24 protein-coding genes and 2 rRNA genes (1 of these 26 only partly in view) are annotated in these 26,458 nt (G+C 40.3%); 21 read left to right on the top strand and 5 right to left on the bottom strand.

The annotated features are described in order from the left end of the window. Nucleotides 1–11: 11 nt before the first annotated feature. Nucleotides 12–1,031, top strand: coding sequence for a DNA polymerase III subunit delta (gene holA / locus IGI89_RS14160; protein WP_301389368.1), 1,020 nt, complete (start codon nt 12–14; stop codon nt 1,029–1,031). Between the two features lie 52 nt (nt 1,032–1,083). Here the strand turns inward: holA and rpsT are convergent, their stop codons facing one another. Further along, nucleotides 1,084–1,338: a 30S ribosomal protein S20 gene (gene rpsT / locus IGI89_RS14155; protein WP_005230162.1), complete on the bottom strand. Its 255-nt coding sequence runs from the start codon at nt 1,336–1,338 to the stop codon at nt 1,084–1,086. A gap of 236 nt (nt 1,339–1,574) precedes the next feature. Here rpsT and IGI89_RS14150 point away from each other — a divergent pair, with 236 nt between their 5' ends. Continuing rightward, complete coding sequence (locus IGI89_RS14150; protein ID WP_438735759.1) at nt 1,575–2,630, top strand: inorganic phosphate transporter; 1,056 nt, start codon at nt 1,575–1,577, stop codon at nt 2,628–2,630. A 12-nt stretch (nt 2,631–2,642) separates the two neighbouring features. Further along, on the top strand, nt 2,643–3,266 hold the full coding sequence (locus IGI89_RS14145) for a DUF47 domain-containing protein (RefSeq protein WP_008381351.1): 624 nt from the start codon (nt 2,643–2,645) through the stop codon (nt 3,264–3,266). A 74-nt stretch (nt 3,267–3,340) separates the two neighbouring features. On the opposite strand, the gene IGI89_RS14140 is transcribed toward IGI89_RS14145, so the two are convergent. From IGI89_RS14140 to IGI89_RS14130, 3 genes are all read right to left on the bottom strand, one after another. After that, nucleotides 3,341–4,174 carry an undecaprenyl-diphosphate phosphatase gene (locus IGI89_RS14140; RefSeq protein ID WP_005236259.1) on the bottom strand — a complete coding sequence of 278 codons (834 nt, stop codon included), beginning with the start codon at nt 4,172–4,174 and terminating at the stop codon, nt 3,341–3,343. Nucleotides 4,175–4,322: 148 nt separating this feature from the next. Beyond that, nucleotides 4,323–5,027, bottom strand: coding sequence for a histidine phosphatase family protein (locus tag IGI89_RS14135; RefSeq protein WP_005236258.1), 705 nt, complete (start codon nt 5,025–5,027; stop codon nt 4,323–4,325). A 34-nt stretch (nt 5,028–5,061) separates the two neighbouring features. After that, nucleotides 5,062–5,682 (bottom strand): MBL fold metallo-hydrolase, encoded by a 621-nt coding sequence (locus tag IGI89_RS14130; protein WP_005236256.1) that lies wholly within the window; start codon nt 5,680–5,682, stop codon nt 5,062–5,064. 98 nt (nt 5,683–5,780) lie between these two features. Here IGI89_RS14130 and IGI89_RS14125 point away from each other — a divergent pair, with 98 nt between their 5' ends. From IGI89_RS14125 to IGI89_RS14115, 3 genes are all read left to right on the top strand, one after another. Next, nucleotides 5,781–6,194, top strand: a complete 414-nt coding sequence (locus IGI89_RS14125) for a GNAT family N-acetyltransferase (RefSeq protein WP_244733589.1) — start codon at nt 5,781–5,783, stop codon at nt 6,192–6,194. Between the two features lie 278 nt (nt 6,195–6,472). Continuing rightward, complete coding sequence (locus IGI89_RS14120) at nt 6,473–7,009, top strand: hypothetical protein (RefSeq protein ID WP_016613385.1); 537 nt, start codon at nt 6,473–6,475, stop codon at nt 7,007–7,009. A 259-nt stretch (nt 7,010–7,268) separates the two neighbouring features. Then, a complete protein-coding gene (locus IGI89_RS14115) occupies nt 7,269–9,758 on the top strand; it encodes an ATP-dependent DNA helicase (protein WP_429961859.1) in 2,490 nt (829 codons plus the stop codon). Nucleotides 9,759–9,849: 91 nt separating this feature from the next. Here the strand turns inward: IGI89_RS14115 and IGI89_RS14110 are convergent, their stop codons facing one another. Then, complete coding sequence (locus tag IGI89_RS14110; RefSeq protein WP_429961860.1) at nt 9,850–10,341, bottom strand: YajQ family cyclic di-GMP-binding protein; 492 nt, start codon at nt 10,339–10,341, stop codon at nt 9,850–9,852. A 153-nt stretch (nt 10,342–10,494) separates the two neighbouring features. Between IGI89_RS14110 and IGI89_RS14105 the strand changes: the two genes are divergently transcribed. The 15 genes from IGI89_RS14105 to IGI89_RS14035 all read left to right on the top strand — a co-directional run. Then, nucleotides 10,495–11,430 carry a YitT family protein gene (locus IGI89_RS14105; protein ID WP_005230189.1) on the top strand — a complete coding sequence of 312 codons (936 nt, stop codon included), beginning with the start codon at nt 10,495–10,497 and terminating at the stop codon, nt 11,428–11,430. Between the two features lie 74 nt (nt 11,431–11,504). After that, on the top strand, nt 11,505–11,834 hold the full coding sequence (locus tag IGI89_RS14100; protein WP_005231940.1) for a metal-sulfur cluster assembly factor: 330 nt from the start codon (nt 11,505–11,507) through the stop codon (nt 11,832–11,834). Between the two features lie 747 nt (nt 11,835–12,581). Next, complete coding sequence (locus tag IGI89_RS14095; protein ID WP_438735758.1) at nt 12,582–13,475, top strand: DUF5677 domain-containing protein; 894 nt, start codon at nt 12,582–12,584, stop codon at nt 13,473–13,475. 746 nt (nt 13,476–14,221) lie between these two features. Further along, a complete protein-coding gene (locus IGI89_RS14090) occupies nt 14,222–15,295 on the top strand; it encodes an alcohol dehydrogenase catalytic domain-containing protein (protein WP_438735856.1) in 1,074 nt (357 codons plus the stop codon). Between the two features lie 24 nt (nt 15,296–15,319). Continuing rightward, nucleotides 15,320–15,622 (top strand): PTS sugar transporter subunit IIB, encoded by a 303-nt coding sequence (locus IGI89_RS14085; RefSeq protein ID WP_015509814.1) that lies wholly within the window; start codon nt 15,320–15,322, stop codon nt 15,620–15,622. A 2-nt stretch (nt 15,623–15,624) separates the two neighbouring features. Continuing rightward, nucleotides 15,625–16,881, top strand: a complete 1,257-nt coding sequence (locus IGI89_RS14080) for a PTS transporter subunit IIC (RefSeq protein WP_005236230.1) — start codon at nt 15,625–15,627, stop codon at nt 16,879–16,881. A gap of 62 nt (nt 16,882–16,943) precedes the next feature. Further along, nucleotides 16,944–17,384, top strand: a complete 441-nt coding sequence (locus tag IGI89_RS14075) for a PTS sugar transporter subunit IIA (protein WP_438735757.1) — start codon at nt 16,944–16,946, stop codon at nt 17,382–17,384. Nucleotides 17,385–17,395: 11 nt separating this feature from the next. Beyond that, nucleotides 17,396–19,318 (top strand): BglG family transcription antiterminator, encoded by a 1,923-nt coding sequence (locus tag IGI89_RS14070; protein ID WP_438735755.1) that lies wholly within the window; start codon nt 17,396–17,398, stop codon nt 19,316–19,318. Continuing rightward, nucleotides 19,284–19,943 carry a class II aldolase/adducin family protein gene (locus tag IGI89_RS14065; RefSeq protein WP_430601599.1) on the top strand — a complete coding sequence of 220 codons (660 nt, stop codon included), beginning with the start codon at nt 19,284–19,286 and terminating at the stop codon, nt 19,941–19,943. The genes IGI89_RS14070 and IGI89_RS14065 overlap by 35 nt, the downstream gene beginning before the upstream one ends. Before the next feature lie 17 nt (nt 19,944–19,960). Continuing rightward, nucleotides 19,961–21,001, top strand: a complete 1,041-nt coding sequence (locus IGI89_RS14060) for a galactitol-1-phosphate 5-dehydrogenase (RefSeq protein ID WP_438735754.1) — start codon at nt 19,961–19,963, stop codon at nt 20,999–21,001. 206 nt (nt 21,002–21,207) lie between these two features. Further along, the gene (locus IGI89_RS14055; protein WP_087664183.1) at nt 21,208–22,146 is read left to right on the top strand and encodes a dihydroorotate oxidase; all 939 of its coding nucleotides are present in this window, start codon (nt 21,208–21,210) and stop codon (nt 22,144–22,146) included. A 57-nt stretch (nt 22,147–22,203) separates the two neighbouring features. After that, nucleotides 22,204–22,725, top strand: coding sequence for a GNAT family N-acetyltransferase (locus IGI89_RS14050; protein WP_438735753.1), 522 nt, complete (start codon nt 22,204–22,206; stop codon nt 22,723–22,725). Between the two features lie 138 nt (nt 22,726–22,863). After that, on the top strand, nt 22,864–23,049 hold the full coding sequence (locus IGI89_RS14045; protein WP_005236216.1) for a hypothetical protein: 186 nt from the start codon (nt 22,864–22,866) through the stop codon (nt 23,047–23,049). Between the two features lie 542 nt (nt 23,050–23,591). Further along, nucleotides 23,592–25,151, top strand: a 16S ribosomal RNA gene (locus IGI89_RS14040). A gap of 229 nt (nt 25,152–25,380) precedes the next feature. Next, a 23S ribosomal RNA gene (locus IGI89_RS14035) occupies nt 25,381–26,458 on the top strand (it continues 1,837 nt past the right edge of the window). The 16S and 23S rRNA genes sit together here, the layout of an rRNA operon.

Genomic DNA, 26,458 nt, shown 5'->3' with positions numbered 1-26,458 from the left:
CGGGGGGAACGATGGAATTACAAAAAGCGTTGCAAGCAATTCGAACCAAGGAGTTGCAATCGATTTATCTAGTCATCGGCAGTGAAATGTTTTTACAAGAGCAAGTTCGCACGGCCTTTTTGGAGCGTTTTTCCGTTGGGAAAGATGATCTGAATTTTGCTTCCTTTGACATGGAGAAAGATCCCCTTGATATGGTGATCCAAGAAGCCCAATCGTTGCCTTTTTTTGGCGATCAGCGATTACTTTTCGTTGAGCGGCCATTTTTCTTAACGGCTGAAAAAAAGAGCAATGCACCTGAGCATGACCTAGATGATTTTTTGAATTACATCAAAGACCCATTGGAATCATCGGTAATGGTGATTTTTGCAGATGTCGATAAATTAGATGAACGGAAAAAAATTACTAAGCAGCTGAAGAAAGCCGCAGTTGTGATTGATGTCGCACCTATGAAAGAAGCCGACGTGCGTCAGTATCTCCAACAGTCGTTGGCCAATGATGGCATCGAGATGAGCCGAGAGGCGTTTGATTTGTTTTTACGGTTAACGGATCTGCAACTATCAAAAGCGATGCAGGAGTTACAGAAACTACGATTGTATGCAGGAAACGGCAATAAAATCACGAAAGAGATCGTCTTGCAGTTGATCCCTAAGACGTTGGAACATAATGTCTTTGAATTAACCAGTGATGTCTTAAAGGGGAACGTATCGGATGCGTTGCGCTTGTATGACGATCTATTATTGCAAGGGGAAGAGACGATCAAGATCAATGCTATTTTGATCAGCCAAGTCCGTCTACTGTTACAGGCAGCGATTTTGATGAAAATTGGCTACCAGCAAGCCAATATCGCAGAAACGTTGGGGATTCATCCGTACCGAGTGAAGTTAGCGATGCAGCAAGCGCGAGGCTTTGGAGAAAAGCAATTAGCGGCACTCTATAACGAATTGATCGAAAATGATTACTTAGTAAAAAGTGGCCAGATGGACAAAGAGTATTTGTTCCAGCTATTTGTTTTAAAACATGGCAAACAGTAAGTCAAAAAGAAAGGCGCAGCAATCGATGATTGCTGCGCCTTTCTTAATTTGCTTATTTTGCAATTTTTTTACTTAAACGAGATTTGTCGCGACTAGCTTTGTTCTTGTGGATCAATCCTTTAGTCTCAGCCATATCGATTGCTTTAACAGCATCTTTATATAACGCATCTACGTTATCAGCACCAGCTTCAACAGCTTGATCAAATTTTTTGATTGCTGTACGCATTGTGCTTACTTGAGATGAATTCTTAGCATTAGCCGCTTCGCTTGTGCGAACACGTTTGATTGCAGATTCAATGTTTGGCATGTATTTCACCTCCGAAAAAAAAGTTCAATTACGTTTAGAAAACGTATAAATCAACACTAGTCATTATACCTAATGCCAAGAGTGATTGCAATAAAAGTTGTAAAGAAATTTTACTTAACACAAAAATTTGTTTTTTGGCCGTGCTATTTTTTGCTTTATGGTTTTGAAAAATGCTTCTTTACACATTTTTTACTGAATAGTTATAAAAAGTTTACACAGAAAGAGCTTTCTATGCTATGATTACTTCGGAATTTTTAAATGGGGGAATCTATGTGAATATCGCTTTGTTTCTAACGATTGTCTTGTCATTAGGGGTGATTTTCGTCAACGGGTGGACGGATGCGCCGAATGCTATTGCAACCGCTGTCTCCACGAGAGTCTTACGCCCGAATATCGCCATTGGCATGGCTGTCGTCATGAATTTCTTAGGTGTGCTAGTGATGACGTATTTTAATGCGCAAGTTGCAGAAACCATCAGCAACATTGTGACTTTTGATTCAGGCGGGAGTTTTCGGGTCTCACAGATCGCATTAGCCGCTGCCTTATTTTCAATTGTTGTTTGGACGGTCGCAGCTTGGTATTTTGGGATCCCAACCAGTGAATCCCACGCGTTGATCGCAGGACTGACTGGTGCAGCCATGGCCCTTGGTGGGTTACATGCAGTCAATGGCGAGGAGTGGCTGAAAGTTTTGATCGGTCTTGTCGTTTCTACGTTGATGGGCTTCATTGGCGTCTTTCTGATCACGAAACTGATCGTATGGCTCTTTCGCGATACCCAACGGCGAAAAGCCAACAAAATTTTTACAGTTGGTCAAGCCATTGCGGCTGGTGCCAATGCCTTCTTGCATGGTGCCCAAGATGGACAAAAATTCATGGGTGTGTTCATGTTAGGCCTTTTTTACAACAATCTTGCTGAAAAGACCGGCAATGGCTTTGCCATCCCACTGTGGGTGATGGTTCTTTGTTCCTTGACCATGGGGATCGGTACATCGGTCGGTGGGATGAAGATCATTAAATCAGTGGGGATGGATATGGTAAAACTGGAAAAATACCAAGGCTTTTCTGCAGATGTTACTGCAGCAATCTGTTTGTTCTTGTCTTCCGTATTTGGTATCCCAGTTTCAACAACGCACACGAAAACGACCGCTATCATGGGCGTTGGAGCGTCTCGGCGTTTTTCTAGCGTTGATTGGCGCATTGTAAAAGAAATGATCTATGCTTGGATTTTAACCTTTCCTGGCTGTGGATTGATTGCGTTTCTAATGGTCAAATTTTTATTGCTAATTTTGTGAGGAGAGAAAGTAATGGCACGAAAAAAAGGATTCGATTATTTTGCAGCAATGGAGCAGTTGGCGACGAACGGCCATTTAGCTGCCAAACGTTTTTCGCTTTTGATCAACGATTATTCTGAACGAGCATTGACCGAAGCAGCAGCTGAGATTCATGCTTTGGAAAAAGAAGGGGATAAAGTGATCGCTGAGCTAACCAATGAGTTATATGATTCATTTATCACCCCTATCGATCGCGAGGACATCCTAGTCATTTCAGAGCGTCTAGATGATATTTTGGATGGCATTATGGGACTGACTTATTTATTTGAGAATTTGGTCATTACGAAGATCCGCCCTGAAACCAACTTATTTGCTGGAATGATCGTTCAAGCGACACAAGGCGTTGAAACGGCCTTAAAAGAATTTCCTAAGTTCAAAAATTCAAAAACATTGCGTCAAATGATTAATGATGTGAATACGATTGAATCAGAAGCAGACCGTTTGTATTCAAAAATGAAAAAAGCGTTATTCACAGACGAAACGGACGTTCTTGAAATCATTAAATGGAAAGATGTTTATGATCGTTTTGAATCAATTATCAACGACACCGAAAGTGCGGTGGATATTATTGACGGTATGGTAATCAAAAACACGTGAGGAACTAGAGACCTTTCAAACAAAAAAAGAGCAACTCTTGGGCAGGTAAGTGCCACAAGAGTTGCTCTTTTTGCTTATAATTGGATCAGCCAATAGCCGATCAAAATGATTCCTAAAACGATACGATACCATCCAAATACGGTAAAATCGTTACGCTTGATGTAGTTCATCAAGAAACGGATCGCGATGATCGAAACGATGAATGAGACGATGGTTCCTGTTAATAAGATGACGGTTCCTTGGAAATCAAAGGCATTGCCATCTTTCAAAAACTTGAAGATTTTCAAGGCACTGGCACCAAACATGGTTGGAATACCTAAGAAAAATGAAAATTCAGCAGCAACATAACGAGAAGCGCCGATCATGATAGCACCTAAGATAGTAGCACCAGAACGAGAAGTTCCTGGGATCAATGCCAATACCTGGAACATGCCGACAATCAAGGCCGCTTTGTAGGTGAATTTGTTCAAATCGGTACATTTCGGTGCTTTATTCTTGTTTCGTTTTTCAACTACGATAAAGCCGATCCCATAAACGATCAAGACGATCGAAACGGAGAAAAAGTTGTAGAAGTGCGCATCTAACCAATCATCTAACGGCAATCCGATAATAACCGATGGCAAGACCGCAACAATAACTTTAAACCATAACGTCCACGTATCTTTTTTCTCTATTTCATTTTTTTGTGGGGAAAAAGGGTTCAGTTTATGGAAATATAAGTAGACGACCGCTAGTATCGCGCCCAATTGAATGACAACATTGAACATCGTCATAAATTCGGGGGTAACATTCAAACCGATAAATTCGTCGGCAAGAATCAAGTGACCAGTGCTGCTAATTGGCAGCCATTCCGTGATCCCTTCAATGATCCCAAATAAAATCGCTTTTATAAAATTTGTAAAAAACATTGGTCCAGTCCTTTCTATGACAAAATACAACTCTTAGTATACCGTTTCCTGATTCGAATACCAATCTTTTTCCTAAAAAAAGAGGGCAGTTTTTAAAACAAAAACTGCTCCTTTCTTGAAGAAATTGATTAGCCGTCAGAGGTTTCTCTTAGGACAAAAGCTCTTGGGAGAGCGCTAAGCCTTTTTTGATGTATTCTGTGTTACCAACTTCGGCGATGGTAAAGCTGCCGTCTTCGTAGATCAGTCGAGTGACCGAACCATTTTCAATATCCATACGAACATTGTTCTCATCATTGATCAGATGCAAAAGAAAAGCGATCGTTAAGCCGTGAGACACAACTAACGCATTGCCGCCGCCTTTTTTCTCAACGCGATAGGCGATATCTTCAAACCCTGTTTTGACACGTTCGGTCAAAACATCAAAGGTTTCCGCCCAATTGGCTGTATCGGCGTGGTAGATCGCATTGGCAATCGCCTCAAACGTGACATGATTAGCAATCATCTCATCATAATCAGGAAAATCAAGAATCCGCGGCAGAACGCCCCACATTTCTGCATCATAGGCCCCTTCAAGGGAGCCAAAGCACCATTCACGAATCCGTTTGTCGATGTGATAAGGGATCTCCGGTCCTCTGACATGTTCACCCAGTATCAGACGCATGGTTTCAATCGCTCGACCGCTGTCACTGGATACTGCTTCTACAAAATCCACATCGCGTAACCCAAGGCCTAAATAGTGGATGCCTTGTTCACCGGTTCGAGTCAATGGTGTGTCACACCAGCCTTGCACCCGCTGCAATGTGTTAAACATTGTTTTTCCGTGACGCACGACATACAATTCCGTCTTTGCCATAACTAGTTATTCCTCCTTTTGATTCGTCATACGTTTATGCGTTAAAAAACGGATTGGTCCGTTTCTCAATTTCGATCGTTGTTGGTTCTCCGTGGCCAGGATAGACCGCCATTTGATTCGGTAAAACAAAGAGTTGCGTTTGGATGCTGGTCAGCAATTGTTCCAAATTTCCGGTTGGCAGGTCTGTCCGACCAATGCTACCTTTAAATAAGGCGTCTCCGGAAACGACAAAATTGTCAAAAATAAAACTGACGCTGCCAATGGAATGACCCGGGGTTGCAACAACCTTAAAGGACATGCCAGCTATCTCGTACTCTTTCAACTCTAGCTCGAATTCAGCTGGACGTGCGGTGATGGTTCCTAATTCAGGATGACGGCCAGAAAGGTTTTTCATAGGATCACTTAGCCATCCTTGCTCAAGCGGACTCACGTAAACGGGGATCTGATAATAATCCCGCAAATGGTCAACTGCGCCGATATGGTCATAATGAGTGTGGGTCAATAAAATCGCTGCTGGTTTTGCGCCTGTTTTTTCGATCTCAGCGATCAATCTCGCTGCTTCTGCTCCAGGATCAATAATCAACAAAACATCTTCTTTCCAAATTAGGTAACAATTTTCTTGAACGGGTCCTGTCACTAAACCAATGATTTTCATGCTAAAACCTCCTAGGATCACAAATACTTGTGTCTGACTATAAGTATAGCTTAAAGTATAAGAGGAAACAAAGAAAGGTTTTTAGGAGTGAAAAATTAATGATAAAAACGATAAACGCAGAAGACAATCGTCAGGCAGTCTGTCAATGGCTAAATCATTCAACGAAAAAAACAGAGGCAGTGAGTGCCTTTTCCGATCAAGAGCAGCTTTCATTTGCTTTTTTTGACAATCAGGATCAACTTGGTGGGGTGATTGGAAAACGGACAGGCAATACGATCCATATTCAATTGTTAGCAGTTGATCCAAGCCATCAGAATCAGGGGGTCGGGAAACAATTGATAAAAGCACTTTTTGATCACGGTAAAAAAGCGGGGTGTCGTTCCGTGACGGTTACCACCCAAGACTACCAAGCGCCGCAATTCTACCAAGCAGTCGGCTTCGAACCGTTTGCTGTGCTTACGGATACACCTGTGCTTGGCACGGATAGGCTTTACTTCGTGAAGATGCTGTGATCAACCTTTGGCAGGCAGGTGATAAGGATAACCAATAGTTTGATGAGAGAAAAGCTTAGAATTATTGTGGGAATTCGAAAATTTTTCTAAGAAACCGCATTAGCAAAAAACTGCTGTTATACTAATTAAAATAAGAAAGCGTTGATTCGTTTGAAACGGGTCTAGTTTTTGACGAAAGCATGAACATTCTTCGTGACCAACTTCGAGGAAAGTGTGTGATCTGTATCTTGCGTTAGTTTTGATTGGTATACCTCAACTCTTTGTAAGAAGGTGTTTTTATGAAAAAATCCCTGCAATTTTTTTTCACTCTATGCTTCGCCGCGCTCGCTTTAGTGAGCTGTGGCCAAGAGGAGCTAACCATCAACGATTCGAAAGAAGTTTCTGAAACTGTTACTTCCGCCTCAAAAACGGTTGAAAATGGCGACCTTGATTTGATGCTGATCCAAGATGAGAGTGTCATCTTTCCGCAAAGCCAAGGGGTTTATGATTTTCATGAGAATGAGTTGACGATCGTTAAGCAGTATTTGCCGATGGCAGATTTAGAAGATAGTTCAGCCAGCTCTAGTGATGTTGCCTTGTATGAAGGACAAATCGAAAGTGATTTTCAGCGTCATTTTTCCCATTCAGAGGTACAGTTGTCCAACGACCCTTATCAAATTTATGAGATCACCTATCAAGATGCATCATACACGGTTGAAGGGAAGCATTTGACGATCAAAGCAGATGGACGGACCTTTGAGTTCACCTTAGATCTAGACAATCAACAAGCTTTTGACCAAAATGGTGTCAGTTATGATATTCAAGTCGATCAATAAATATCTTTCAAAAAATAGCCCTGCTTTACTTGCTTAGGTGAGTAGAGTAGGCTTTTTTGTAAATCCTTCGCCAAACCCATTTTCTGGAAGAAAAAATGAAGTCAATTATCTGATGAGTAGGTGTTTTGTTGCAAGTGGTTTTTTCATGGTGATAAAACCTGTTTGGATAGGATACTCTCCGCAGAGGATGAAAAGCTGTTTCTGTTCGCTTTTCCAAAAGTAATCTATCCGCTATAATGGCAAACGAGAAGGTGAACACGTGTATAAAGGAAAAGTTGCGGTTAGAAAAATCGTAGAATTTATTTTGCGCCGAGGCGATATTGATAGCCGCAAAGTCAGTAATCATACCGCGCAAGAAGGCGCCCGTATCCATCGCCAACTACAAAAAGAGGCTGGGGATGGGTATCAAAAAGAAGTCTTTTTCAAACGAGAAAGCCAATTTGAGAAAGATTCGATCACTGTCGAAGGACGTGCCGATGGTCTCTTTTTTGATGCAACTGTTAATTCTTGGGTGATCGATGAGATCAAAACTTCAGAACCAGCGTTCGAAGATATCCCTGAAGATCAAATCGATTTGTTTTTTGCCCAGGGAATGGTTTATGCTTATTTGTTTTTACTACAAGAAAATGAACAAGCAGCGCTTAGTGACAGTGAAAATCAAGAGAAACCAGAAGCAGAACCTACTGCTGAAGGTAATGATCCTAAGAGACCCATCGATCGAATCGCCGTACAATTGACTTATTATCAAACCACTGAAAAGCTGACCACCCGTACGAGAAGAACATTTCAGTTTTCAGAATTAGCTGTTTTTTATGAAGAATTACTTCAGGAATATCATAAATGGTTAGTTTTTCAAGAGAATTGGCGCCGTGTCCGCAATACGTCTTTGCAGCTGCTGTCTTTTCCCTTTGAAACCTTTCGCAAAGGGCAGCGAGAGTTAGCAGCAGCGGCGTATAAAACACTAAAAAATGGCAAGCGACTTTTTGCGGAAGCGCCAACTGGAACTGGAAAAACCATGTCAACGCTGTTTCCCGCATTAAAAGTGCTAGGGGAAGAAGGGGCTGATCGAGTCTTTTATCTGACGGCGAAGACGATCACCAGACAAGTGGCCGAAGATGCACTGAGCAAGTTAGCAGACAACGGTAGTGAAACCAAAAGTGTCACGATTACCGCCAAAGACAAAATCTGTTTTTTAGATGAACGAAACTGTACGCCAGAACACTGTGCGTATGCGCAAGGCTATTACAATCGAATCAACGAAGCACTATGGGATCTGTTGCATCACGAGAACCAAATAACCCGAGAAGTGATCGAGACCTACGGAAAGAAACATACGGTCTGTCCCTTCGAGCTTTCACTGGATGTCAGTGTCTTTTGCGATGTCATTATTGGTGATTATAATTATTTGTTTGATCCCACCGTTTATTTGCGAAGATTTTTTGAGGAGCCGGATGAAGAATATTTCTTTCTAGTGGATGAGGCCCATAACTTAGTCAACCGTTCCAAAGAAATGTATTCGGCAACCATTACCCGGCAGCCATTTAAGGAATTAAAGAAGAAACTATCCAATGACCAGCAAAAATTAAAACGCGCCCTAAACAAAGTTGACAAAGAATTTGCGGCTATTGCTCAAATAGCAAAAGAGGAAGAGTGGGAATACCACCATCAAGCAGCTCCCCATGAAACGATGGGCAATCAGCTCTACAAAGTAGCTGAATTGATGAAGGAATGGTTGCCGGCAAATCCTGAGCATGAATTGCAAGAAGAAGTGCTGCAAGTGTATTTTGAAGCTAACCATTATTTGAAGATCAGTGAATTTTATGATGATCACTACGAAACGACGGTGGAGATCGACCGCTATGATATCAAACTACGGCAATTTTGCATTGAACCAGCGCCGTTTTTGGAATCTGTGTTAGATAAGGGCAAGGCCAGCCTGTTGTTTTCTGCGAGCTTTACTCCTTTGACCTATTATCAAGAGGTATTAGGAGGCGGCAATGAAGCTTTGCGCTATCGCCTGCCAAGTCCTTTTGATCCGAAAAATCAGGGAATTTTTATTGCAGACTATATCCAAACAACGTATCGCCAACGTGAAGCCAGCATTCCTGCAATCGTTGATGCAATCCAGCAAATGACCGCAGCGAAAGCGGGAAACTATATGGTCTTTTTCCCTTCTTATCGTTACTTGGATGATGTGGCGGCAGCATTTTCCCAACAGGCGCCAGAGGTGGAGGTCTTGATTCAGGGGACAGCCATGAACGAAGCAGAGCGCGAGGCGTTTCTTGCACAATTTCGATCTTTTGAGCGGCAACGATCATCCCTGCTAGAAACAAGTCAAGACGGACAAGAGAGCCAGCCAAAAACATTAGTGGCATTTTGTGTCCTTGGTGGAATTTTTTCTGAAGGGATCGACTTGAAAGGCGATCGCTTGATCGGTGCGGCAGTGGTAGGAGTCGGACTGCCGCAAATCAATCACGAGCAAGAATTGATTCGGGAATATTACGATGAGAAAAAGGCAGCTGGCTTTGCGTATGCCTATCAGCTGCCCGGGATGAATAAAGTCCTGCAAGCAGCCGGTCGAGTGATCCGGGATGTCAGCGATCGCGGCGTGGTGTTATTGCTGGATCAACGTTTTCGGACACCGCGTTACCAAGAACTTTTCCCACTGCACTGGCAGCATGCCTTAAACATTCGTCGGCCACAAGAGTTATCAAAGGCATTGACTCATTTTTGGCAAGAAAAAAACTAGAAGCAGAGCTTTCAGGAGAGGTTGTGCAAAATCAGCGGGTAAGGCCGATTTTGCCTAACCATCACGTTAGACTCTGTTCTAGTTTTTTTGATTAGCGATAATTTGTAAACTGTAAATCGATCGTCAGGGGCAGTTTACGCAACAATTGGATCACTTCTTGCAGATCGTCACGACTTTTGCCGGTTACCCGAATTTGATTGTCTTGAATTTGAGTTTTAACTTTTAGCTTGGCGTTTTTGATCGCTGTCGTTATTTTTTTGGCGTTTTCTTTATCAATCCCATTGATCAATTCTGCCGTTTGACGAGCTTTTGCCCCCAAGGCATGCTCCGTTTCGCCAAATTGAATATTTTTCGTTGGTACATTCCGTTTGATCATCTTCGCAAAGAGCACATCTTTGATTTGCTCCAACTTAAATTCATCATCTCCAACGATCGTCAGTTTGCCCTCAGTCATCTTGATTTCTACCGTGGAGCCTTTAAAATCAAATCGGTTTTTCAATTCTTTTTCCGCCTGTTGAATGGCGTTTTTCACTTCTTCTGTGTTGATCTCAGATACGACATCAAAACTTGCTTCTTTTGCCAAAATCAATCACTCCTCTCATCTCTTACCTATGATTTTAACATGGAGGCGAACGATGCGGGAATGAAAAGTAAATTTTTGCAAATAATTGTTTCATTTTTTCACACAAACTGCTATTCTTTGGAAGGAGATTTTTAGTGAAGGAGCTAGATCATTGTGAGTAAGTTATTAACGAAGCACGAACAATCAGAACGATTGAAAAAAATAGGGGTTATTTTGCTGTCAGGTATTACTGCAGCCATTGCTTTAAATTTCTTTTTGATTCCCGCAAACGTTCTTTCTGCTGGGATGAACGGGGTCGCCCAATTGATCGTGGCACTTGCCTTGGAACATTTTGGCGTTCACCTTAGTACAGGGCTGTTTATTTTCCTCTTAAACTTGCCTATCTTTGTTCTCGGGTTCATCAAACTCGGGAAATCATCGACACTATTGAGCTTTATCAATGTCGTTGTCGTTTCCGTCTTAACGATGATCCTTCCGCAAGGAGCGATCACTGACAATATTTTGGTTAACGCTTTGCTAGGTGGCGTACTGTTGGGCGTCGGCGTTGCGTTTTCACTGAAAATGGGTTTTACCACCGGCGGAATGGATATCCTTTCGTTGATATTATCAAAAACGACTGGAAAAACAGTCGGTAAATATATGTTTATTTTAAACGGCATCATTGTCATGGTCTCAGGTTTCGTCTTTTCCTGGGAAAGTGCCTTGTACACGATCATTTCGATTTTCGCAATGAGCTACGTTGTGGACATGCTGCACACAAGTCATCAAAAGGTAACGGCAATGATTATTACGACCAATGCGGAAGCTGTTGGGAAAAATATTTCTAAGCATGTGTTTCGCGGCATGACTTTGTTCCCCTCAGTCGGAGGGTATTCAGGCGTACCTGGCAATATGATCATGATGGTCGTGACCCGCTACGAGATCTACGATTTAGAACAAGCTGTTTTAGAAGCTGACGGCAATGCGTTTATTAATTTTGTGCCGACCCAATCGATTACAGGCCGTTTTGCGACAGATGATGAACAACGGACCTTTAAAACGACAGGGGTCTTCCCAGAACTGAAAATACACAAGAAAAGCCGTCCATAATCAAGGATCGTCCATTTACAAATCTTGCAAAAGAAGGTATTATTTGAAACAAGAATTAAAGGAGGTCTTCAACCGTGGCATATACTGAAGTAGAAGCAGAAGCAATCAAAGAGCGTGTCTTGGCTGCCTTGGAAACCGTGATTGACCCTGAGTTGGGGATTGATATAGTGAATCTAGGCTTAGTTTATGAAGTCGAATTTGATGCAGAAACAGGCAATACCGTAATCAAAATGACCTTAACAACAATGGGCTGTCCCTTAGCCGACGTATTGACTGAATCGATACACGAAGCACTAAGCGATATTCCAGAAGTCAAAAATCCAGAGGTAAAATTAGTCTGGTATCCCGCTTGGACGACCGATAAAATGAGTCGTTATGCACGGATTGCTTTGGGGATTCGTTAAGGATTTTCAATCATAGAAAGTTGTTTCATATTTGTTAACTAGATGGAACAAGCTGTTTTCTTAGGTGTCGGACAGTTGGCAAAATGAGGATATAAACACAGAACTCTTTTATTAACTTTGAAAAAGTTGGTAGAAGTGTTTTTTAGTAATAAAACATTATTATAGATGAGTTATTAGAGGCAGTGTACACCAATGAAAGTGTGAAGGCTAACTTGAAGTTTAAGCAATTTATATAATATAATAGGATACATTGTCAGTGTATTAAGTGTGTCAATGTGTAAAGGATAATTTTTTAAGTTTTTAATGGGAAGCACAATAAGAAGAGATATTGAATTAAATTACAAATCTCTTTCCGTTAAACTCCAAAAATCGGCTAAATAACTATAACGTACTTTCATGCTTTGTTAGCGAATTAAATTTTTTATAAGAAAAATCTTGTAGTAAAAAAAGAATAGTTATAGGATCAGGAAAGAAATTCTTTTTTTTATTCCTTATATTTTCAGAAATTCTATTGTTCTTATTATTTATAATCTTCTCAGGCGGTAATGCAATAAAAAATTTTTGGTTATTTATCAATAAATACTACGAATGTATATTAGAAAGGTCTGGTTGTATATAATTTAATTAATTAATCCATAATTTTATGCATTCCAGATAATGTGGAATTTTGTGAATTGTCTTTTAGTATTCAATATAACCATATATAGAAAAAAACAAGTATATATTCATATTTATAAGGAGTTTTATATGATATATAAGAGTAAAGAATATATCTTTTTTAAAGATTTACTAGAAGTATGTTGTGGAAGTAGTGGATTGCTATATCAGTTAAGAGTATATCAGAAAAAACATACGTATTCGTGGAGTAAAATAAGCAGCAAAAAGAATGAAGAGATTTTAGTAAAAACGGCACTATATATATTAACTGAAAGTCTAGTTGATATAATGAATTCTATAGATACATTGATAAAAAATAGAAATATAAGTGGAATAAATGCATTAGCAAGAATATTTATTGAGAATTATGTGTATTTAAACACAATAGATGATTCTAAGCAAAAATCGCTCACTGCTAAACGATACGTAATCAGTAACGAGTTAAATACTATGAAGAAATATATAGAAATTTTGAGTAAAGAAGAGAGATGCTCAAAATATGAAGATCTTTTTGAGGAATATAATTTTTGGGTATTTCAATGGAATAAATATCAGCCATCTAATATAACTAAGAAGGGTAAAACGTTAAAATTAAACTGGTATAGTGAGAGAAATTTTAAAGATTTGTGCCAAAAAAAAGATTTTTTAGGACTTGAAGATTATCATATTTATCAATTCTATATGTTATACAGTATCGAAGTTCACTCATTAAATCCTTCTGCTGTACTAAGTAACAGTACTAATGAATATGACTACTCTCAAAAAGAGATGATTGTTGCAGTGCTCAGTTTGATTAACTGGATGATGTTTACTGTTTTAAAAGTTTTACAAAAATACATTGATTTTGATATAAAACAAATGAAATTTCCTTTTGATATGCAGGTTAAATTATATTTTTATAGAAAAAGCTATGGAATAAGTCCCTATAATTCCATTGTTTTTGATAAGGAAAAAAATAAGTTTAGAAGAGTATATAAAAAATAGTTTTTTCAAGCCGAAGGGGAATTTTTCTGTGTCAAAGCGTCTGAATGGAATTTTAATAGCATGAAAATGTAATATTAAAAAATCCAACCTATACTATGCATACATTAAAAAATATAGGGCTTGTTAACGTATGGATCTGAATTCCTATACTTATTACTTTTATAAATAAATTTTGAGACTTAAAGTTAATGAAGTAGGACTCTATATGTTTTTTTCTGAAAGAATTATACGATGCACATAAGTACTAATAACTTTATCGGGAAAATTTTCCAAATTAAAGAAATGACACACTCTAATCTAGTTTTAAAATATAAAATCAAAAAAGATCGTTTGTAATATATTTGTTTTCTAAGTAATTGATTAGCAATATCTGGTAAAAGAATTTACTATAAATAGCCCATAAACTATAGGGTGGCAAAATCTTTTATCTATATAAGAGTACTCAATAAAGTCCACTTATCAATATGATGAGCTACGGATAGTTTTTAAATACTCATAAATAGAATAGATTGCTTCACCAAAATCTCGTGACTCATTGTTACGAGGTTTTTTGTTTTTTACGTGACTTCAGAAATAATTGCAAAAAGGAAAAATCGTTCTTGGTTTTTCACAGACATTTTCTCTTTCAAGTAACAAATATGGAACTTGAAATACTAAAAGTGTTACTTGTGAGGTACATCTGACGCACCTTACAATGAACATGTAAAATAAGAAAGAATGAATGGAGTTGAACGTTTGTGAAAAAAATGAAGGCTGCGTTGATGTATGGACCAGGAGATATTCGCTATGAACAAGTAGAGCGACCCTGCTGTCCAGAAGGAGGTTTTCTATTGAAGGTTAAGGCAGTTGGTCTGTGCGGATCTGATATTCGCAATTTGCTGACTGATTCAAAAGCGGGGCGCTACCCTCATATTTATGGACACGAAATCGTTGGTGAGATCGTCGAAATTGATGAAAATGTGACGAAGTATCAAAGAGGGCAGATGGTTTATGTATACCCTATGGCTCATTGCCTACGTTGCGAAAATTGTCGTAATGGGAAGCACGAATGTTGTACGGAAGCTGAAAGTTACACCGATCTTCAAGGCGGTTTTGCAGAGTATATAGCATATAGTGCTACAAGAGTAGAACGAGGAGCGATTTTTGAAGTGCCAGAAGGACGAGAGCCTATCGCGGCAACATTAGCTGAACCCTTATCCTCCACTTATGCATGCATGGAGAATATTCAGGTTTCGTTAGGTGATTCGGTCGTCATTATTGGTGCAGGTCCAATTGGGGTCTTTTTAGCGATTCTAGCAAGGATTCGTGGAGCAAGCAAGGTGATCGTGATTGATAAAAATGCTGACAGACTAGCTCTTATGGAAGCGTTTGATGTAGATCATAGGATCGATTCTTCAAAAGAAAATCCTGTTGAAAAGGTGAAAGAGTATACGAATGGACATGGCGCACATAAAGTGGTTTCAGCCAATCCATCAATAGAAGCACAGCAACAAAGTATTTTTATGGCTAGAAAATGTGGGACTGTCGTCTTTTTTGGTGGTGTAGCAAAGAATCAACTAACGCCTATGGATACGAATGCAGTTCATTATAACAATCTCTGGATTTATGGTCATTATGGTGCAAATAGTATTCAAGTCGAAAAAGCTTTCCATTTATCCTTATCAGATCAGTTTCCTGCTGAAAAAATTATTTCTCATGTGTTGCCTTTAACTGACATCAATCAGGCCATCGAATTGACAAGAGAAGGGAAGGCGTTAAAAGTCGTTTTACTACCAGAAGAAGAGTATAAAATTCATTCTTTATTGAAATCTCAAAAATAGAGTAAGGAAAGGAGGAGAAAGAAAATGAATAAAAAAATTGAGATCTATATTGCCTGTGGTAGTGGGATCGCCACGTCCACAGTTGTTCAAGAGAAAGTCAAACAAATCTTGGCTCAGAGCAACATTCAGGCTTCCATCACCAAAGGGAATATTAGTCAAATTCCCTCAAAAGCAGAAACGGTGGATTTAATCTTGGTGACTACTCGATATGTCAAGCCAGTAAAAGTACCGATTCTTCCTGTTTTCAGTTTGATCTCTGGAATCAACGAAGAGCAGACCGCGCAGAAAATCGTTGAAGAGTGCCATCGAATTATTAAAGGGGGATAAAAATGGAAGCTGTATTATCAGTTATTCAGAACATCATGGATATGGGGGCATCGGTTATGCTACCCGTTGTCATTTTTATTTTGAGCTGTGTCTTTAGGATGAAAATTGGCAAAGCGCTAAAAACAGGGCTTTTAGTCGGCATCGGCTTTCAAGGGTTGGGACTTGTTGTAGGACTCCTTGGTACTTCCTTGCAACCAGCCATCGATTATTATCAGGAAATGGGATCAGGATATACCACGATGGATGTTGGCTGGGCTGCTGTTGGAGCGGCTTCGTGGTCAGTACCTTTTGCAGCGATTGCTATTTTGATGATCGTGGGGTTGAATGTATTGTTTATTCTTTTGAAATGGACAACGGTCATGAATGTCGACATTTGGAACTATATTCATTTTTTGATTCCTGGAGCATTAGCGTATGCCTTGTTTGATAGTTTTTGGCTAGGTTTGACTGTTACGGTTGGCTTATCAATTGTCACTTTATTCGTGGCTCAGTGGTTTGCTCCTAGATGGGAGGCGTATTACGGACTGGAAGGCACGACTTGTACGACATTTTCATTTATTACATTCGCTTATCCTTTTGGACTATTAGTAAATAAACTGATCGATTTGATTCCTGGTCTTAACAAAATCGATATCAGTTTGGAAAAAGTGGAAAGTAAAATTGGTTTTTTTGGAGATCCAGCAGTTATCGGTTTGTTGGTGGGAACTTTTCTAGGCGTATTGACACGCCAAGAATTTACGGTAGCGATTTCTATGGGGGTTGGAGTTTCGGCGGTGCTAGTACTGATACCCAAAATGGTCTCTGTTATGATGGAAGGCTTGACTGCGATCGGAGAAGCTGCCAAAGAATTTATGAAGAAACATATTGGCGAAGGGAAAAAATTATATATTGGAATGGACATTGCTCTTGGTCTTGGAGATCCGACAGCGATCACAACGACAGTGATTCTGATTCCGATAGCAATATTCTTAGCATTTATTATCCCTGGTATGCATTATTTTCCAGTAGGTGTTTTAACAGTAATCGTATATATGATTCCACTGCTAGCATTAGCATCAAATGGCAATCTTTTTCGAACACTCGTCACTGGCTTTTTCTTCTTAGTCATCGTTCTAATTGGAACAAACACCTTTGCACCTGAAGCAACCGAAATGATGAATGCGACCGGTGTGCCTGTGGAAGGTGTTGTGACAGATAGTTTCTGGGGCTACAATTTAGCAAATATTATAATCAGCTTATTTCATCGAATCGTTGGGTAATTGACCGAATGAATAAACGAATTATTGACAAAATAAATGGCTTAGTGGGAGAGAAATAGTGTATGAAATTTAAAGCAATCGAATTGAATGAGCGCTCAAATATAGAAGTGATTAAACAATGCGGACTTGAGCTGCTTAACGAAGGGATCGTCGGGGATAGTTTTATTGAGTCTTGTATCGAACGCGAACATCATTTTCCTACTGGTTTGCCAGTTGACCCGCCAGTTGCGATTCCGCATACCTTTGATCCCTCTGTGAAAGAATCTTCTGTTTGTTATGCAAGACTAAAAAAGCCTGTGACTTTTAAACAGATGGATACTCAAGTAGATGACTTAGCAGTCGAACATGTATTTTGCATGGCACTAAAAGATGAGCATACCTATATTGATTTTCTTCAAAAATTGATTTTAAGCATCCAGTCTCAAAATTTTATTGTTCAATTAAGCAAGTGTGAACCTGAAAACCTTGTTGATTTTCTAAGAGAGAATTTGTCTATTCATTAAGGAGGAGTGCTGTGAGGAAAATTACTGCTGAAATCATCTATCTCCTACTATATAACAAAATAACGAAAATTAGATTGGAGCAACTTTATAAAAACTTGAATCTCTCGCCAAAGAAATTCACGAGTGAAATCAAAGTCATGAACTCGTTTCTAAATACTCACGATATGCCGCAAGTGAAAATTGAAAGCGGATACTTACGGGTTCCTGATGAACTAGATTTGTCAGAAGCTTATCAGCTTGTTTTAGAATTGTCCCCTTACGACTATTCCTTGAATCCTGATGAAAGACGCACATTACTTCTGATCAATTTATTGATAACAGAAGATGTTCTTACGATGGATCATTTTGCTGATTTGTTTTACGTCAGTCGATTAACAATCATCCGCGATATCAATACGTTGAAAAAACAAGAAGTGATCATGAGTAAATATATCGAAACGCTTAGGGGTGAAGGGGTTATCCTTAAGATGAATCAATCGGAGAAAAGAGAGTATTTGTTTACATTGTTTTTAGAAAATATAGACGCAAAAGGATACATCAATTATGTCGGAATGCAAATCCTTCGGGCATTTGACGGGTCAATGGAGTATTTAGACTTTTTGGGATTCATTTTTAACGAGTTAAAGTATGCAGAAAAGTATCAGCAGTTTGATCTTTTCGTCTATATTTTTATCGTTATCAATATGCCTCGCAAAGAACAAGGTGAATCTCCCAAATTTGTCGTTATGTCGGAAAACCTGAACATACTCATCGATCAAATTGAAAAAAGATTTGATCGAACGATCTCTTTCGAAGACAAACAGGCAATAGCAGAATTTTGTCATTTGAAAAAGCGAAAAAATGCGAAGGATGCTGAATTGTATAATTTGGTCATCTATTTTCTGAATAAAATTGATGAAGATTTAGGGACGACTCTAAAGTACGAATTTGACTTAATTTCTGATATATACAATCACTTACAAATTATTGAAGAAGAGAACATTATTTTGGATATTGAAAATATCGGTCTTTTGCGGCATCAGTTTATGGATATTATCGTAGCTGTAAGGGCTAATAGTGGTGTCATTGAAAACTACCTGTCCCGATCCTTCAATGAATCATTTATTACTACGATCGCTATTCATATCGCAACTGCCTTAACCCGACAAGAATATAAGATGAGCAAAATCGATATCTGGATCGTGTGTGAAAATTTATCGATAGCGAAAATGATTGCTATGAAAATTAGTCGATACAAGCAGTTCAAAATTATGAATGTGCTAACATTTGGTACTTATCGTAAGATGTGCTTCCGTCAAAAAGCCAATCGTTTAATCTTAACTGCTGATTCTTCGCCTTTTTTGGAAGAGGATGTTTTAAGAATAACACCTTTTGTGACCCAAGAAGATATCCAAAAAATAGTAAAGATGGTTGACCGTTTGTTTACGATTAATGAAGAAGAGACTGAAGAAAAATTTGTTCAATTTGTCCAACAACCACAAAGGAGATTGCATGATTACTTGTTAAATTCGCATGTTATCAGAATCGACCAAAAATGTTCTTGGGAGCGTTCTTTACGCTTAGCAGGGGAAGTATTGACACAAAATGAGTGTATCGAGCAGAGCTATGTAGAAGAAGTCGTTGAAAACGTGAAACAAAATGGACCTTATATCGTAATAAGTGAAGGTGTTGCTTTAGCTCATGCGAACAATCGGGGAAATGTCCACCGTAGCACGATCAGCCTTTTGACGAATAAACAAAAAATCTCTTACGGATCTGAGGATTATTTTCAAGTGACTTATGTTTTCTTCGTCGCTCTTGTAAGAAGTGAAGAATACTTAGAAATTGTTGAAGATATAATGTTTCTTGGGAAATATGGATTAATTGAAAAATATTTACGTTTTAGACAGGAGGAAGCCGATGGATTATTTAGAAGAACGGAAATTCATATGTAAAATCGCCAAATCTTTATTTGACAGGAAGCTAACGGATGCTGCTGGTGGCAATATCTCTATAAAAGTTTCAGAAGATCATTTCTTGATGACACCTACTTTGGCATCTGTTCAGTATCTTTGGGAATTAGAGGCAGCGCAAATTCTTTTGGTAGATAAGAAACTATCCCTCATCGAAGGCACTGGTCGCTTGACCAGGGAAATCAATATGCATATGAGTTTTTATCACTCAGATCCACGGATCAAAGCAGTGATTCATGCTCATCCATTAAATTTGATGGTTTACAGTTGTATAGGGACTGATATGCCCATCGTCTGTGAAAACCTTCGTTTCGGACCGGATGCGATCCGTTGTTTGGATTATGCACCTGCAACAACTGAAAAGTTAGCACACTTGGTTGGTGACTACTCTCAAAACATGGTGACAAATGAAGAAAAACTACCTTATGGAATGTTATTGCGAGAACATGGGGTAATTGTTGGAGCCACTAATTTGGCTTTTGCAAATGATTATCTGGAAAGACTAGAAACAAATGCTTATGTGCATTTACATTCGCAAGCGCTTCTCCAGCAGGGCTATGAATATTATACTGACAAAACAAACGTTGCCTATGAATCCCATGAATGAAGATTGGAGGAGAGTGGATGAGGGCTGGTTTCTTAATTGGACTGAATGAATTTGAGATTCGAGAAATGGATGTTCCACAATGCCATCAGAATGAAGTGATTGTAAAAGTAGAAGCTTCAGGAATCTGTGGGTCAGATATCCACAAAATGAGTAAAGGCTGGAAATACCAGTTACCCATGATCATGGGGCACGAGATGGCTGGGACTATTGTAAAAGTTGGTCATTCTGTTCATCATTTAAAAAAAGACGATCGGGTCGCTGTTGTCCCGTTTATTCCTTGTCGTAACTGTGCATACTGTGCTATCGGGAAGTATCAATTATGTACGGACTATATCATGATGGGATCGCAACGGTTTGGGGGATTTGCAGAGTACGTATCCGTGCCAGCGAGCAATATCGTGAAAATAGGGACTAAGTTGTCTTTTGAAGAAGCGGCCATGATTGAGCCTCTTGCTGTCTCAGCGCATGGTGTTTATGGAATCGAACCTAAAGTGGGCGATGTCGTTGCAGTTTTTGGGTTAGGAACGATTGGATTGCTGACGATCCAATGGTTAAAAATTGCGGGTGTGAAAACGATCATTGGCATTGATATTCAATCAGAGAAACTGGAACAAGCAATAGATTTAGGTGTCACCGATACGATTAATCCTAGTCTTCAAGATCTTGAAACAGAGATCTCCCGAATAACGGATGGTTTAGGCGTGGATATTGCAATGGAATGTGCAGGTACTAAAATAACCGAAGAGCAATGTCTCTTAGTGACAAAAAAAGGCGGGAAAATTGGATTTCAAGGGATCGCTTATTCTGATGTTTTGATTAGACAACGGGCATTTGAAAAAATCTTTCGCAGTGAATTAACCATTAAGGGTTTTTGGAATAGTTATTCTGCGCCTTTCCCAGGTAAAGAATGGTTTGATTCAATCACCTTTTTAGAAAGCGGACGCTTGAGTGTCAGTCATATGATTTCCCATCGCTTTCCATTAGAGGATCTTCAAAGAGCATTTGATTTAGCGGTAAATAGAAGTGAAAGCTTTAATAAAATCATGATCATGCTCTAAAAAAACATTTGAGTACAATATAAACCGATTGTTTTCAAAACCATATTTATTCAGTAAGTTTTAACAAGCTGTATGGATATGGTTTTTTTGATTTGCTACTCTGATTACAGAGGTTGCTCGTTCTAAAACCTGTCCAACTCAAAGACATCGTTGCATTTTCAGAAATGAAACGGTAAACTAGTTGGAAAGATTGGAGGAATGAATCAATGTTAGCTACGAATTTTGGGAAATATACATACAAAAATCCGTTTATGAACGCCTCAGGAGTCCATTGTATGACGATCGAGGAATTAGATGAATTAGCAGCGTCAGCAGCTGGGTCATTTGTCACGAAGAGTGCAACACTAGAAGCGCGTGCCGGAAATCCAGAACCACGTTATACCGATTTACTGTTAGGAAGCATCAATTCGATGGGATTACCAAATCTAGGGGTGGACTACTACTTAGACTATGCCATCAAAAAACAGCAGGAAGTGACCCAGCAAGCGCCCTTCTTTTTCTCTGTCGCTGGTATGAGCGTGGCTGAAAACATTGAGTTATTGAAGAAAATCCAAGAAAGTGATTTTGAAGGAATCACAGAGTTAAATCTTTCTTGTCCAAACGTGCCAGGAAAACCCCAAGTTGCCTATGATTTTCCTTTGACCGATCAAATTCTGGAAACCGTCTTTGGTTTTTTCACAAAACCTTTAGGTGTCAAATTGCCGCCATACTTTGATTTGGCGCACTTTGATGAGATGGCTAAGATATTGAACAAGTATCCGTTAACTTATATCAATTCAATCAATAGTATTGGGAATGCTTTATTCATTGATCCTGCTACTGACTCAGTAGTTATCAAACCAAAAGATGGTTTTGGCGGTTTGGGAGGCGAATATGTGAAACCAACGGCATTAGCCAATGTGCGGGCTTTCTATACACGTCTCAAGCCAGAAATCAAAATTATCGGTACTGGTGGGATTCGTAATGGTCAAGATGCGTACGAACATTTGTTATGTGGCGCTTCTATGTTGCAGATCGGCACAGAGCTGCAAAAAGAAGGACCGGTGATCTTTGAACGATTGACGAAAGAATTAGCAGCGATCATGAAAGAAAAAGGGTATCAATCAATCAGTGAGTTCCAGGGGAAATTAAAAACGATTGATTAAGAACGACTTTGAATGCTTTACTATCCGCTTCTTTTTATAGAAGAAAGGTGGTTTTTAATGGAGAAGTTTCGTAAAACAACGGAGGATGATCTGGTTGAGTTGATGGCGATTTTTGAAGAAGGCATTGCTTTCTTAAAAGCACAAGGATCTCCGCAATGGCAAGATGGGTACGGTCCTAAAGAAAATCAAATCAAAGCAGATATTGCCAATGGTGAAAGCTATGTGTTGGTGAAAGATGGAAAAATCGCAGCGTCTGCAGCGTTGGTTTCTGGTGATGATCCTGTCTACAACGCAATTACCGGCGCAGGGTGGGATGGAAACGGTCCATATCTATCCATTCATCGCGTCGTTGTCAGTTCTCATTTTAAAGGGCAAAAGTTAAGCGCCAAATTGCTGCAAGCTCTTGAAGTGGTTGCATTAGAGCAAGGAATCGTTGATTTACGTATCGATACGTATAAAGCTAATATTGGTATGCAAAAGAATATCCAAGCAGCTGGCTATCAATACAAAGGGGAGGTAACATTCCCTTTTCCGAACGGAGAGCGATTGGCTTTTCAAAAACGTTTGACCGCAAGCTAAGCATTCTATTCCATTAGTGTCACTTGGCTGAATTAATGGAATAGTTGTGTCAAAGTGAATTTTTGGTATGAAAATGCGGATAATGGTTGTCAGAATCCTTTCGGCTTGCTAAGATAAGCACGTAAAGGACGGTGCCAAATGAAGAAAAGAATCAAAAAGAAAAAAGCGTATAAAAAATATATCCATGATATTTTTGCGGGTTATGAAGAAATGCTTGAGAATCCAGCGATCAATGAGAAGAAGTTTTCTTATCTGAAAGAAGAAACAACCTTAAAACGAGACGATCAAAATCAGATCCGTTTTCGTACGATCGATATTGATTAAACTACCTATTTTGGGTAGTTTTTTTGTTTATCTCGACTTAGTTGAAAATATTTCAGAAAAAAGCTTGCTCTTTCATTCTTAGAATGATAAAGTATTCAACGTTGGCAATTGAGCCAGCGGGTCAAAAAAGCTTTTGAAAAAACTTCAAAAAAAGACTTGACCAAAAATGAAACAGATGATATTATAACGAAGTCGCAATTTTAAAACAGTTAATCGATGTTGATACATCAACAAAATTAATTAAAAAAAGTTGTTGACAAATAACAAATCATTTGTTATTCTAATGAAGTCGCTGAGACAGCCGCTGCGAAGTTGAAAAACAACGAGCGAAAAAACTTTTAAAAAAGAGTTGACAATCAAACGTCGCTCTGATATGATATAAAAGTTGCTAACACAGCACTGTAGACCTTTGAAAACTGAACAAAGCAAGCAAACGAACCAATGTGTAGGACGTTTCAATTTATTGAAACAAATACATGCAAGCAATAGCTAGCAAAGTTAATTTTTATGAGCTTAATGACCGTATGGTCATTCAAACAAATCATTATGAGAGTTTGATCCTGGCTCAGGACGAACGCTGGCGGCGTGCCTAATACATGCAAGTCGAACGCTTTTTCTTTCACCGGAGCTTGCTCCATCGAAAGAAAAAGAGTGGCGAACGGGTGAGTAACACGTGGGTAACCTGCCCATCAGAAGGGGATAACACTTGGAAACAGGTGCTAATACCGTATAACACTATTTTCCGCATGGAAGAAAGTTGAAAGGCGCTTTTGCGTCACTGATGGATGGACCCGCGGTGCATTAGCTAGTTGGTGAGGTAACGGCTCACCAAGGCAACGATGCATAGCCGACCTGAGAGGGTGATCGGCCACACTGGGACTGAGACACGGCCCAGACTCCTACGGGAGGCAGCAGTAGGGAATCTTCGGCAATGGACGAAAGTCTGACCGAGCAACGCCGCGTGAGTGAAGAAGGTTTTCGGATCGTAAAACTCTGTTGTTAGAGAAGAACAAGGATGAGAGTAGAACGTTCATCCCTTGACGGTATCTAACCAGAAAGCCACGGCTAACTACGTGCCAGCAGCCGCGGTAATACGTAGGTGGCAAGCGTTGTCCGGATTTATTGGGCGTAAAGCGAGCGCAGGCGGTTTCTTAAGTCTGATGTGAAAGCCCCCGGCTCAACCGGGGAGGGTCATTGGAAACTGGGAGACTTGAGTGCAGAAGAGGAGAGTGGAATTCCATGTGTAGCGGTGAAATGCGTAGATATATGGAGGAACACCAGTGGCGAAGGCGGCTCTCTGGTCTGTAACTGACGCTGAGGCTCGAAAGCGTGGGGAGCGAACAGGATTAGATACCCTGGTAGTCCACGCCGTAAACGATGAGTGCTAAGTGTTGGAGGGTTTCCGCCCTTCAGTGCTGCAGCAAACGCATTAAGCACTCCGCCTGGGGAGTACGACCGCAAGGTTGAAACTCAAAGGAATTGACGGGGGCCCGCACAAGCGGTGGAGCATGTGGTTTAATTCGAAGCAACGCGAAGAACCTTACCAGGTCTTGACATCCTTTGACCACTCTAGAGATAGAGCTTCCCCTTCGGGGGCAAAGTGACAGGTGGTGCATGGTTGTCGTCAGCTCGTGTCGTGAGATGTTGGGTTAAGTCCCGCAACGAGCGCAACCCTTATTGTTAGTTGCCATCATTTAGTTGGGCACTCTAGCGAGACTGCCGGTGACAAACCGGAGGAAGGTGGGGATGACGTCAAATCATCATGCCCCTTATGACCTGGGCTACACACGTGCTACAATGGGAAGTACAACGAGTTGCGAAGTCGCGAGGCTAAGCTAATCTCTTAAAGCTTCTCTCAGTTCGGATTGTAGGCTGCAACTCGCCTACATGAAGCCGGAATCGCTAGTAATCGCGGATCAGCACGCCGCGGTGAATACGTTCCCGGGCCTTGTACACACCGCCCGTCACACCACGAGAGTTTGTAACACCCGAAGTCGGTGAGGTAACCTTTTTGGAGCCAGCCGCCTAAGGTGGGATAGATGATTGGGGTGAAGTCGTAACAAGGTAGCCGTATCGGAAGGTGCGGCTGGATCACCTCCTTTCTAAGGAATATTTCGGAAGACTACACATCGTTTGCCTTTGTTCAGTTTTGAGAGGTCTACTCTCAAACAAAATTTGTTCATTGAAAACTGGATATCGAAGAAAAAATCAAAACAAGTAACACACACCGAGTTGAAATGTTAAAAGAGTTTTTTAATAAGTTCAACGCTTATTTTCTTGAGCAACCTTCTATCGCTAGAAGAAGTACTCAAAACCGACCGTAAGGTCAAAGGTTAAGTGAATAAGGGCGCACGGTGGATGCCTTGGCACTAGGAGCCGATGAAGGACGGGACTAACACCGATATGCTTTGGGGAGCTGTAAGTAAGCTATGATCCAGAGATTTCCGAATGGGGAAACCCAGCATCTTTTATAGGATGTTACGTCTGCGTGAATACATAGCGCAGTCGAGGTAGACGCAGAGAACTGAAACATCTAAGTACCTGCAGGAAGAGAAAGAAAATTCGATTCCCTGAGTAGCGGCGAGCGAAACGGGAAAAGCCCAAACCAACAAGCTTGCTTGTTGGGGTTGTAGGACTCCGATATGGTAGTCTATTCAGATAGTCGAAATACTTGGAAAAGTATGTCAAAGAGGGTAAAAACCCCGTAGGCGAAATTTGGATAACACCTAGGAGGATCCTGAGTACGGCGGAACACGAGGAATTCCGTCGGAATCCGGGAGGACCATCTCCCAAGGCTAAATACTCCCTAGTGACCGATAGTGAACCAGTACCGTGAGGGAAAGGTGAAAAGCACCCCGGAAGGGGAGTGAAATAGATCCTGAAACCGTGTGCCTACAACAAGTTAGAGCCCGTTAATGGGTGATAGCGTGCCTTTTGTAGAATGAACCGGCGAGTTACGATAGCATGCGAGGTTAAGTTGAAGAGACGGAGCCGCAGCGAAAGCGAGTCTGAATAGGGCGAATGAGTATGTTGTCGTAGACCCGAAACCATGTGATCTACCCATGTCCAGGTTGAAGGTGCGGTAAAACGCACTGGAGGACCGAACCCACGTACGTTGAAAAGTGCGGGGATGAGGTGTGGGTAGCGGAGAAATTCCAAACGAACTTGGAGATAGCTGGTTCTCTCCGAAATAGCTTTAGGGCTAGCCTCGGAATTGAGAATGATGGAGGTAGAGCACTGTTTGGACTAGGGGCCCATCTCGGGTTACCGAATTCAGATAAACTCCGAATGCCATTCATTCATATCCGGGAGTCAGACTGTGAGTGATAAGATCCATAGTCGAAAGGGAAACAGCCCAGACCACCAGCTAAGGTCCCCAAATAACTATTAAGTGGAAAAGGATGTGGGG

It is taken from the genome of Enterococcus sp. AZ141, assembly GCF_051714385.1.
Lineage (GTDB): Bacteria > Bacillota > Bacilli > Lactobacillales > Enterococcaceae > Enterococcus_D > Enterococcus_D entomosocium.
Note: the sequence above shows the minus strand (reverse complement) of the source record. Positions and strands in the feature narration are given on the sequence as shown.

What these genes read in the sequence shown, in the direction of transcription:
- holA (WP_301389368.1), top strand. Translation starts at nt 12, where the DNA reads ATGGAATTACAAAAAGCGTTGCAAGCAATTCGAACCAAGGAGTTGCAA.
- rpsT (WP_005230162.1), bottom strand. Translation starts at nt 1,338, where the DNA reads ATGCCAAACATTGAATCTGCAATCAAACGTGTTCGCACAAGCGAAGCG.
- IGI89_RS14150 (WP_438735759.1), top strand. Translation starts at nt 1,575, where the DNA reads ATGATTACTTCGGAATTTTTAAATGGGGGAATCTATGTGAATATCGCT.
- IGI89_RS14145 (WP_008381351.1), top strand. Translation starts at nt 2,643, where the DNA reads ATGGCACGAAAAAAAGGATTCGATTATTTTGCAGCAATGGAGCAGTTG.
- IGI89_RS14140 (WP_005236259.1), bottom strand. Translation starts at nt 4,174, where the DNA reads ATGTTTTTTACAAATTTTATAAAAGCGATTTTATTTGGGATCATTGAA.
- IGI89_RS14135 (WP_005236258.1), bottom strand. Translation starts at nt 5,027, where the DNA reads ATGGCAAAGACGGAATTGTATGTCGTGCGTCACGGAAAAACAATGTTT.
- IGI89_RS14130 (WP_005236256.1), bottom strand. Translation starts at nt 5,682, where the DNA reads ATGAAAATCATTGGTTTAGTGACAGGACCCGTTCAAGAAAATTGTTAC.
- IGI89_RS14125 (WP_244733589.1), top strand. Translation starts at nt 5,781, where the DNA reads ATGATAAAAACGATAAACGCAGAAGACAATCGTCAGGCAGTCTGTCAA.
- IGI89_RS14120 (WP_016613385.1), top strand. Translation starts at nt 6,473, where the DNA reads ATGAAAAAATCCCTGCAATTTTTTTTCACTCTATGCTTCGCCGCGCTC.
- IGI89_RS14095 (WP_438735758.1), top strand. Translation starts at nt 12,582, where the DNA reads ATGATATATAAGAGTAAAGAATATATCTTTTTTAAAGATTTACTAGAA.
- IGI89_RS14090 (WP_438735856.1), top strand. Translation starts at nt 14,222, where the DNA reads ATGAAGGCTGCGTTGATGTATGGACCAGGAGATATTCGCTATGAACAA.
- IGI89_RS14085 (WP_015509814.1), top strand. Translation starts at nt 15,320, where the DNA reads ATGAATAAAAAAATTGAGATCTATATTGCCTGTGGTAGTGGGATCGCC.
- IGI89_RS14080 (WP_005236230.1), top strand. Translation starts at nt 15,625, where the DNA reads ATGGAAGCTGTATTATCAGTTATTCAGAACATCATGGATATGGGGGCA.
- IGI89_RS14075 (WP_438735757.1), top strand. Translation starts at nt 16,944, where the DNA reads ATGAAATTTAAAGCAATCGAATTGAATGAGCGCTCAAATATAGAAGTG.
- IGI89_RS14065 (WP_430601599.1), top strand. Translation starts at nt 19,284, where the DNA reads ATGGATTATTTAGAAGAACGGAAATTCATATGTAAAATCGCCAAATCT.
- IGI89_RS14060 (WP_438735754.1), top strand. Translation starts at nt 19,961, where the DNA reads ATGAGGGCTGGTTTCTTAATTGGACTGAATGAATTTGAGATTCGAGAA.
- IGI89_RS14055 (WP_087664183.1), top strand. Translation starts at nt 21,208, where the DNA reads ATGTTAGCTACGAATTTTGGGAAATATACATACAAAAATCCGTTTATG.
- IGI89_RS14050 (WP_438735753.1), top strand. Translation starts at nt 22,204, where the DNA reads ATGGAGAAGTTTCGTAAAACAACGGAGGATGATCTGGTTGAGTTGATG.
- IGI89_RS14045 (WP_005236216.1), top strand. Translation starts at nt 22,864, where the DNA reads ATGAAGAAAAGAATCAAAAAGAAAAAAGCGTATAAAAAATATATCCAT.